The sequence below is a fragment of the Aeromonas sp. HMWF017 genome (assembly GCF_003061465.1).
Lineage (GTDB): Bacteria > Pseudomonadota > Gammaproteobacteria > Enterobacterales > Aeromonadaceae > Aeromonas > Aeromonas veronii.
In genome coordinates, this window is sequence record NZ_QAJD01000098.1 from 18,633 (window position 1) to 27,307 (window position 8,675).

Sequence of the window (8,675 nt, forward strand, 5' to 3'; positions counted from 1 at the left end):
ATTGATAGGGCATGTTGGATCAGATTCGTATCGTTTTGGTAAATACCTCTCATACCGGCAACATGGGGTCTGCGGCGCGGGCCATGAAGACCATGGGGCTCACCCAAATGGTACTGGTTGATCCGCAAGCTTTACCGGATGGCAATGCCAACGCCCTTGCCGCAGGTGCCAGCGACATTCTGGCCAATGCCCGTATCGTCTCGACCCTCGATGAAGCCATCGCTGACTGTGGTCTGGTGATTGGCACCAGCGCACGCTCCCGCACTCTGAGCTGGCCCATGCTCGATCCCCGCGAAGCAGGCAAGATGGCTGTAGCCGAAGGGATGAAGCATCCTGTTGCGCTGGTTTTTGGTCGCGAGCGGACCGGCCTGACTAACGACGAGTTGCAGAAGTGCCACTACCACGTGGCCATTCCGGCCAACCCCGAATACAGCTCCCTCAACCTGGCCATGGCGGTACAGACCCTCTGTTACGAAGTGCGGATGCACTGGTTGCAGGGGCAGGAAGAGGTTGCTGAAGAGATGGCTCAGGATTACCCCAGTGCCGAACAGCTGGAGGGGTTTTATCAGCACCTGGAACAAACCCTGATGAAGACCGGTTTTATTGCTGATGATCATCCGGGTCATGTGATGAGCAAGCTGCGTCGCTTGTTCAATCGGGCTCGGCCGGAAGCAGCTGAGCTCAATATTCTGCGCGGTATTCTGACCTCGGTGCAGAAAGCGCGCGTACCGGATTAATCCGACTGATTTACTCAACCATATACTTGACTGATTTGGTCGGGTATGTGACCATGTGCCCCATTAAATTGCTTCGCAAGACGGTAAGGCACATGAGACTGACTTCAAAAGGACGTTACGCTGTAACCGCCATGCTCGACGTGGCGCTGCATGCAGAGCAGGGGCCCGTCCCCCTTGCCGATATTTCCGAGCGCCAGGGCATCTCGTTGTCCTATCTCGAGCAGCTCTTTGCCCGCCTGCGTAAACATGGTCTGGTGAGCAGCGTGCGTGGCCCGGGCGGTGGTTATCGCCTCGGGTTGGCCCCAGGCGAGATTTCGGTTGGTCAAGTGATCACCGCGGTCGATGAGTCGGTCGATGCCACCAAGTGCCTCGGCAAGGGCGGCTGCCACGGCGGTACCCAGTGTCTGACGCACTCCCTGTGGCGTGATTTGAGTGAGCGGATCTCCAGCTTCCTCGGGGATATCACCCTGGCCGAGCTGGTACGCCAGGCCGATGTGCGCCGGATTGCCGGCAAGCAAGATGAACAAATGAAGACCGTGTTGTCCCTGGTTGATCGGGCAGAACACGGCGATGTGAGCTTGAAAGTCCAACTATAAACGTGCTTTCCACAGCGGGACTCTGTATGACCCGGACTGTGACGGAGAAAAACATGAAACTGCCTATTTACCTTGATTATTCGGCAACCTGTCCGGTGGACCCGCGTGTCGCAGAAAAAATGATGCAGTGTCTCACCATGGATGGCCTGTTCGGCAATCCGGCTTCCCGTTCTCACCGCTTTGGCTGGCAAGCCGAAGAGGCGGTGGATCTGGCCCGTAATCAAGTGGCAGATCTGATCGGCGCTGATCCCCGCGAGATCGTCTTCACTTCCGGTGCGACCGAATCCAATAACCTGGCCATCAAGGGTGTTGCCCACTTCTATGCCAGCAAGGGCAAGCACATCATCACCTCCAAGACCGAACACAAGGCGGTGCTCGATACCTGTCGCCAGCTGGAGCGTGAAGGGTTCGAGGTGACCTATCTTGAGCCGATGCCCAACGGCCTGTTCACTATCGAGATGATTGAGAATGCCATGCGTGATGACACCATCCTGGTCAGCATCATGCATGTGAACAACGAAATCGGCGTGGTTCAGAACATTGCCGCCATCGGCGAGTTGTGCCGTTCCCGCAAGATCCTGCTCCACGTGGATGCCGTTCAGAGTGTGGGCAAGATCCCGGTAGATGTGGAAGCACTGAAAGTGGACCTGCTCTCCGTCTCTGCGCACAAGGTGTATGGTCCGAAAGGGATCGGTGCACTGTTTGTTCGCCGCAAACCCCGCGTTCGTCTGGAAGCCCAGATGCACGGTGGCGGCCACGAGCGCGGCATGCGTTCCGGTACTCTGCCGACCCACCAGATCGTCGGGATGGGCGAAGCTTTCCGCATCGCCAAAGAAGAGATGGTGAGTGAAGGCGAGCGCATCTTGGCTCTGCGCCAGCGTCTGTGGAATGGCATCAAGGATATTGAAGCCGTCTACATCAATGGCGATCTGGATCAGCGTGTTCCGGGCAACCTCAACGTCAGCTTTGCCTATGTGGAAGGGGAATCCCTCATCATGGCGCTGAAAGATTTAGCGGTCTCTTCCGGTTCGGCCTGTACCTCCGCCAGCCTGGAGCCTTCCTATGTGCTGCGCGCACTGGGTTTGAACGACGAGTTGGCACACAGCTCCATCCGTTTTAGCATGGGTCGCTTCACCACCGAGGAAGAGATTGACTACGCGGTCAAGCTTATTCGTGACTCCATCGGTCGTCTGCGCGAGATGTCTCCACTGTGGGAGATGTACAAAGACGGCGTCGATCTGAACACGGTCGAATGGGCTCATCACTGATCTATCTGGTCAGTGAGCAACAGAATTAGCAGGAGTGAGATATGGCTTACAGTGAAAAAGTAATCGACCACTACGAGAATCCTCGCAACGTCGGTGGTTTCGACAAGAATGATCCCAGCGTTGCAACCGGCATGGTCGGTGCGCCCGCCTGTGGCGACGTGATGAAGCTGCAATTGAAGATCAGCGACGAAGGCATCATCGAAGATGCCAAGTTCAAGACCTACGGCTGCGGTTCTGCCATCGCCTCCAGCTCCCTGGTGACCGAATGGGTCAAGGGCAAGACCCTGGACGAAGCAGCTGGCATCAAGAACACAGATATCGCTGAAGAGTTGGCCCTGCCACCGGTGAAGATCCACTGCTCCATTCTGGCTGAGGACGCCATCAAGGCCGCCATCGCCGATTACAAGCAGAAGAAAGGTCTCTAAGCGCCGGAGAGCAGTATGGCTATTACCATGACAGATGCCGCCGCGGCACGGGTTTCCTCTTTTCTGGCTAACCGGGGCAAGGGCATTGGCCTGCGCCTCGGCGTCAAAACCACCGGCTGCTCCGGTCTGGCCTACGTGCTTGAGTTCGTTGATGAACTGACCGATGAGGATCAGGTGTTCGAGCAGCAGGGCGTCAAGATTATTGTCGATGCCAAGAGCCTGATCCATCTGGATGGCACCGAGCTGGATTTCGTCAAGGAGGGCCTCAACGAGGGCTTCCAGTTCAACAATCCCAACGCCAAAGGCGAGTGTGGTTGCGGCGAAAGCTTCAGTGTCTGAGTTGTTTGACGTCAATGATCCTTCGTCTGTGGTTGAGCGGGTTGTCCATGACCCGTTCAACCACATCTCGTTTGCCAAGGGCGAGTGAGGTTGTGACGAACGTTTCCAAGAGGTTTGCATGAATCATTTCGAGCTGTTTGGGCTGGTTGAAGGCTTCGAGCTCGATACCCGTCAGTTGGCTGATACCTACCGCCAGCTGCAAACCCAATTCCATCCTGATCGTTTTGCCACCGCCCCCGAACGGGAGCAGCTGGCTGCGGTGCAACGTGCCGCCCAGATCAACGAAGCATTCACCACCCTCAAGGCGCCGCTGCGCCGTGCCGAATATCTGCTCTCCCTGCGTGGCACTGATATCCGTGGTGAACAGCAGACTCTGCAAGATACCGCATTTCTGATGCAGCAGCTGGAGTGGCGCGAGCGTCTGGCTGACCTGAAAGATGACGCAGACCCTGAGCGCGCCATCAAGGATTTTCGCAGCGAGATCAGGCATGATCACCAGATGTTGATGCAGCAGCTGACCGAGTCTCTTGCCGCCGGCAGAGATCTCGTTGCCGCTGATTGCGTTCGCAAACTCAAGTTTGTCGACAAGCTCCTCGAAGAGCTGGAACGATTCGAAGACTCGCTTCTCGAGTCTTGATCCTTTAACGCTGGAAGTTTCATTACCCATGGCATTACTGCAAATCGCCGAACCCGGCCAGAGCACTGTTCCTCATCAGCACAAACGTGCCGTCGGCATCGATCTTGGCACCACCAACTCTCTCGTCGCTGCGGTTCGCAGTGGTCACGCCGATACACTTTGCGATGAGCAAGGGCGCGACCTGCTCCCGTCAGTGGTGCACTATCAAAGCGACGCCATTCGAGTCGGGATTGATGCCAAGCGCGAAGCGGCGCTCGATCCTCACAACACCATCGTCTCGGTCAAACGGATGATGGGCAAGGCGCTGGCCGATATCGATACCCGCCAGCAGCCTTACCAGTTTGTTGCCGCCGACAATGGCATGCCGCAACTGCAAACCCGTCAGGGGCTGGTCAATCCGGTGCAGGTTTCGGCCGAAATTCTCAAAAAGCTGGCCGAGCGTGGTGCCCAGACCCTGGGTGGCGATCTCGACGGCGTGGTCATTACCGTGCCCGCCTATTTCGATGATGCCCAGCGTCAGGGCACCAAGGATGCGGCCCGTCTGGCCGGTCTGCACGTGCTGCGGCTGCTCAACGAGCCGACCGCGGCTGCTATTGCCTATGGCCTTGACTCCGGTCAGGAAGGGGTGATCGCGGTTTACGATCTGGGGGGCGGCACCTTCGATATCTCCATCCTGCGTCTGCACCGCGGTGTGTTTGAAGTGATGGCGACCGGCGGCGATTCCGCCCTCGGCGGTGATGATTTTGATCACCTGCTGGCGGACTGGATCAAGGAGCAAGCGGGCCTCTCCGGTGAGCTGGATGCCCATCTGCAGCGCGAGCTGCTGGATGTGGCCGCTGCCGTCAAGCATGGCCTGACCGATGCCGAGCAGGTGGCGTGCACCTTTGCTGGCTGGCAGGGTTCAGTGAGCCGCAGCCAGTTTGATGAACTCATCACCCCGCTGGTGAAACGGACCTTGCTGGCTTGTCGCCGCGCCCTGCGCGATGCGGGCCTTGAGCAGGTGGAAGTGCTGGAAGTTGTGATGGTCGGTGGCTCCACCCGGGTGCCGCTGGTGCGTGAACTGGTGGGCGAGTTCTTCCAGCGTACGCCGCTGACGAGTATCGATCCTGACAAGGTGGTTGCCATTGGCGCCGCCATCCAGGCCGATATTCTGGTGGGCAACAAGCCCGATGCCGAGATGCTGCTGCTGGACGTTATCCCGCTATCGCTGGGTCTGGAGACCATGGGTGGCCTCGCCGAGAAGGTGATCCCGCGTAATACTACCATCCCTGTTGCCCGCGCCCAGGAGTTCACCACCTTCAAGGATGGTCAGACCGCCATGGCCATTCACGTGGTACAGGGTGAACGTGAGTTGGTGGCCGATTGCCGCTCCCTGGCCCGCTTTACCCTGACCGGTATTCCGCCGATGGCTGCCGGCGCCGCCCATATTCGCGTCACCTTCCAGGTGGATGCGGATGGTCTGCTCTCGGTCAGCGCCATGGAGAAATCCTCCGGCGTGCAGGCCGAGATCCAGGTCAAGCCCTCTTACGGGCTGGCGGAGCAGGATATCCTCAACATGCTGAGTGCCTCCATCGAGAATGCCCAGCAGGATATGGATGCCCGCATGCTGGCAGAGCAGCAGGTTGAAGCTGACCGTGTGGTCGAGAGTTTGAATGCCGCGCTGGCTGCCGATGGCGATGCACTGCTCAATGCTGCCGAGCGTGCCGAGATTGATGCCGCCATCGCCCATCTGCTGACCATGCGCAACAGCGGCGCAACCCATCAAATCAAAGAAGCCATTGAGGCAGCCGATGCTGTCAGTGGCGAGTTTGCAGCCCGCCGGATGGACGCCTCCATCCGCAAGGTGCTGACCGGACAAAACGTCAACAAGGTGTAATATGCCAAAACTGATCATTCTTCCTCATCCCGTACTCTGTCCGGATGGCGCCGCCCTCGAGGGGCAAAGCGGCGAGACCATTCTGGATGTGGCGCTGCGCAACGGTATCGAAATCGAGCATGCCTGCGAGAAATCCTGTGCCTGCACTACCTGCCACTGCGTGGTGCGCGAGGGCTTTGACTCGCTCGAGCCAAGCGACGAGCTGGAAGACGACATGCTGGACAAGGCGTGGGGGCTGGAGCCGGAATCGCGCCTCAGCTGCCAGGCAAAACTGGCGGACGAGGATCTGGTGGTGGAACTGCCCAAGTACACCCTGAACCTTGCCTCTGAACGCCATTAATTACACATGAGTGAATTGCACGTGCAGCATCCTGTGGTGCTTCAGTGATATGGTGGAAGGCCGTGCCCCTCGGGGGCACGGCCTTTTTTGTATTCGTTATTCTCTCTTTGCCAATAAGCTCTTTCCCATAAAGAGTGCTTATACATAGTGCCAGTAAAAAGGAAGCAAACACGATGGCTGACATGATGAAGGTAGCGTTATCCACCCAGGCTGCGGCCGCTTATTGGGGCGAGGGCGCCCAGCTCAGTTTCAATGGCGACGAGGCACTGATCCATCTTGGTGCCGCCGGTCAGGAGAAGGATGTTCTGCGCACCGTTCAGCGCGCCGCCCGTCGCCTCGAATCGAGCGGGATCAAGCGGGTGACGCTGGTCGGTGAAGGCTGGGATCTGGAGCGTCGCTACGCGTTCGCCCAGGGTTTCTACGCCGCCAAGGGTGCGCGTGAACTGGATTTCGGCCAGCAGAGCGACGCGGAAGCCCGTGAACTGGATGCGCTGCTCAAGGCGGCTCGCTGGGTACGTGACATCACCAATGGCTGTCCGGAAGAGATCTACCCCATGAGTCTGGCGGAATCGGCCCTGTTGCTCATCCGTGGTCTGGCCGGGGATCAGGTCACTGCCCGCATCACCGCCGGTGAAGCGCTGCGCGAGTCCGGCCATATCGGGATCTGGTCGGTTGGCCGTGGCAGCGAGCGCGAGCCGGTGCTGCTGGAGCTCGACTACAACCCGACCGGTGATCGCCATGCGCCCGTGGTGGCGGCGCTGGTGGGCAAGGGGATCACTTTCGACTCCGGTGGCTACTCCATGAAGTCCTCTGACAACATGCTACCGATGAAGTCCGACATGGGCGGCGCTGCCATGGTGACCGGCGCACTGGCGCTGGCTATCAGTCGCGGCCTGAACCAGCGGGTGAAGCTCATTCTCTGCTGCGCCGAGAACCTGGTCTCCGGCCACGCCTTCAAGCTGGGCGACATCCTTACCTACAAGAATGGGGTTTCGGTCGAGATCCAGAACACCGATGCGGAAGGGCGTCTGGTGCTGGCCGATGGCCTGATGGCGGCCTCCGACAGTGGCGCGGCTTATATCCTCGATGCTGCCACTTTGACTGGCGCCGCCAAGATGGCGTTGGGCCGCGATTACAATGCGGTGTTTGCCCTCGATGAGACCGAACAGCAGCGCGCGCTGGCCGCCGCCAAGGTTGAAAACGAGCAGGCGTGGGCACTGCCGCTGGAGCCCTGGCATGCCAGCCAGCTCACCTCGGCTTTTGCCGATCTGGGCAACGTCGCTTCGGCTGAAGGGACTGCTGGTGCCACTACGGCAGCGGCTTTCCTCTCCCGCTTCGTGCGCGATGAGGGCAAGGGCTGGGTGCACCTGGATCTGGCGGCCTCTTATCAGAAATCGGGCAACGATCTCTGGGCAACTGGCGCCAAGGGGCACGGTCTGCGTACCATAGCACGCTGGCTGCAGGAGGTGACCGCATGAATGTCTGGTTAAGTCGTGAATTTGCACCGGCCGAGTGGGGGGAGGGGGCGCTGCTCTCTCACCGTGCCGACGGCATGGTGATCCATCTGGTGACGGCCAATCCGCTGCTCGATATCCAGCAGGCGGCCCGTCGCCTCTGCCAGCAGGGGATCCAGAAAGTGACCCTGGCTGGTCACTGGGAGCGTGAACAGCAGTGGGCTTTTGCCCAAGGGTTACAAACCCCCAAGGCGGAGGTGCAACTGCAGTGGGCCATGTCCTCGGAAGAGGACAGAGAGGAGCTGGAAGCGCGTTGGCTCTGCGGCCGCTGGGTGCGCGAGATGACCAATGCCACCCCGGAGCAGTTGGGCCCGCTGGAGCTGGCGGTGGAAGCGGCCTCATTTATCACCGAGCTGGCGCCGGACAAGGTGAGTCATCGCATTTTGAAAGGCGAAGCGCTGCAACAGGCGGGCTGGGTCGGCCTCTATCAGGTGGGCCGCGGCAGTGCGCGCGAACCGGAATTGCTGGAGCTCGACTTCAACCCGGGGCGTGACCCCAAGGCGCCGGTGGCGGCAGCGCTGGTGGGCAAGGGGATCACCTTTGACTCCGGCGGCTACTCCATGAAGAGCTCCGAGGGGATGCTCACCATGAAGTGCGACATGGGTGGTGCGGCGATTGTCACCGGTGCGCTGGCGCTGGCTATGCTGCGCGGGCTCGACAAGCGGGTGAAGCTGATCCTCTGCTGCGCCGAGAACCTGGTCTCCGGCCACGCCTACAAGCTGGGCGACATCCTCACCTACAAGAACGGCACAACGGTCGAGATTGTGAATACCGATGCCGAGGGACGGCTGGTGCTGGCCGACGGCCTGCAACTGGCGAGCGAGTCCGGCGCACCGCTGATCATCGATGCCGCAACTCTGACTGGTGCTGCCGTGATGGCGCTGGGTGGGCGCTACAATGCCCTGTTTGGCCTCGATAAAGGGCTGGTAAGCCGCGCCATGAC

10 protein-coding genes are annotated in these 8,675 nt (G+C 59.6%); all 10 read left to right on the forward strand.

Translation table 11 applies throughout. The features are described from left to right. The first annotated feature begins 11 nt into the window (after positions 1 to 11). Positions 12 to 737 carry a tRNA (cytosine(32)/uridine(32)-2'-O)-methyltransferase TrmJ gene (gene trmJ / locus DBR30_RS09485; RefSeq protein ID WP_108540329.1) on the forward strand — a complete coding sequence of 242 codons (726 nt, stop codon included), beginning with the start codon at positions 12 to 14 and terminating at the stop codon, positions 735 to 737. A gap of 92 nt (positions 738 to 829) precedes the next feature. Further along, entirely contained in the window at positions 830 to 1,333 is a 504-nt protein-coding gene (gene iscR / locus DBR30_RS09490) for a Fe-S cluster assembly transcriptional regulator IscR (protein WP_026035025.1), read from the forward strand. 53 nt (positions 1,334 to 1,386) lie between these two features. After that, positions 1,387 to 2,601: an IscS subfamily cysteine desulfurase gene (locus tag DBR30_RS09495; protein WP_021229687.1), complete on the forward strand. Its 1,215-nt coding sequence runs from the start codon at positions 1,387 to 1,389 to the stop codon at positions 2,599 to 2,601. A 41-nt stretch (positions 2,602 to 2,642) separates the two neighbouring features. After that, positions 2,643 to 3,026, forward strand: coding sequence for a Fe-S cluster assembly scaffold IscU (gene iscU, locus DBR30_RS09500; protein ID WP_005333813.1), 384 nt, complete (start codon positions 2,643 to 2,645; stop codon positions 3,024 to 3,026). A gap of 15 nt (positions 3,027 to 3,041) precedes the next feature. Continuing rightward, on the forward strand, positions 3,042 to 3,365 hold the full coding sequence (gene iscA, locus DBR30_RS09505) for an iron-sulfur cluster assembly protein IscA (RefSeq protein WP_005333812.1): 324 nt from the start codon (positions 3,042 to 3,044) through the stop codon (positions 3,363 to 3,365). 118 nt (positions 3,366 to 3,483) lie between these two features. Continuing rightward, positions 3,484 to 4,002, forward strand: a complete 519-nt coding sequence (gene hscB, locus DBR30_RS09510) for a co-chaperone HscB (protein ID WP_005351031.1) — start codon at positions 3,484 to 3,486, stop codon at positions 4,000 to 4,002. A 28-nt stretch (positions 4,003 to 4,030) separates the two neighbouring features. Then, entirely contained in the window at positions 4,031 to 5,878 is a 1,848-nt protein-coding gene (gene hscA, locus DBR30_RS09515; protein ID WP_108588316.1) for a Fe-S protein assembly chaperone HscA, read from the forward strand. A gap of 1 nt (position 5,879) precedes the next feature. After that, entirely contained in the window at positions 5,880 to 6,218 is a 339-nt protein-coding gene (gene fdx, locus DBR30_RS09520; RefSeq protein WP_005333808.1) for an ISC system 2Fe-2S type ferredoxin, read from the forward strand. 173 nt (positions 6,219 to 6,391) lie between these two features. Continuing rightward, complete coding sequence (gene pepB / locus DBR30_RS09525) at positions 6,392 to 7,696, forward strand: aminopeptidase PepB (protein WP_108540331.1); 1,305 nt, start codon at positions 6,392 to 6,394, stop codon at positions 7,694 to 7,696. Beyond that, positions 7,693 to 8,675 (forward strand): aminopeptidase PepB (gene pepB / locus DBR30_RS09530; RefSeq protein ID WP_108588317.1); only part of this gene is annotated, 983 nt, incomplete at its 3' end. The genes pepB (DBR30_RS09525) and pepB (DBR30_RS09530), both read left to right, overlap by 4 nt.

Bases quoted from the DNA above. Each gene is read 5' to 3' on its own strand.
- iscR (WP_026035025.1), top strand. From the start codon at position 830: ATGAGACTGACTTCAAAAGGACGTTACGCTGTAACCGCCATGCTCGAC.
- hscA (WP_108588316.1), top strand. From the start codon at position 4,031: ATGGCATTACTGCAAATCGCCGAACCCGGCCAGAGCACTGTTCCTCAT.
- iscU (WP_005333813.1), top strand. From the start codon at position 2,643: ATGGCTTACAGTGAAAAAGTAATCGACCACTACGAGAATCCTCGCAAC.
- fdx (WP_005333808.1), top strand. From the start codon at position 5,880: ATGCCAAAACTGATCATTCTTCCTCATCCCGTACTCTGTCCGGATGGC.
- DBR30_RS09495 (WP_021229687.1), top strand. From the start codon at position 1,387: ATGAAACTGCCTATTTACCTTGATTATTCGGCAACCTGTCCGGTGGAC.
- pepB (WP_108540331.1), top strand. From the start codon at position 6,392: ATGGCTGACATGATGAAGGTAGCGTTATCCACCCAGGCTGCGGCCGCT.
- trmJ (WP_108540329.1), top strand. From the start codon at position 12: ATGTTGGATCAGATTCGTATCGTTTTGGTAAATACCTCTCATACCGGC.
- hscB (WP_005351031.1), top strand. From the start codon at position 3,484: ATGAATCATTTCGAGCTGTTTGGGCTGGTTGAAGGCTTCGAGCTCGAT.
- iscA (WP_005333812.1), top strand. From the start codon at position 3,042: ATGGCTATTACCATGACAGATGCCGCCGCGGCACGGGTTTCCTCTTTT.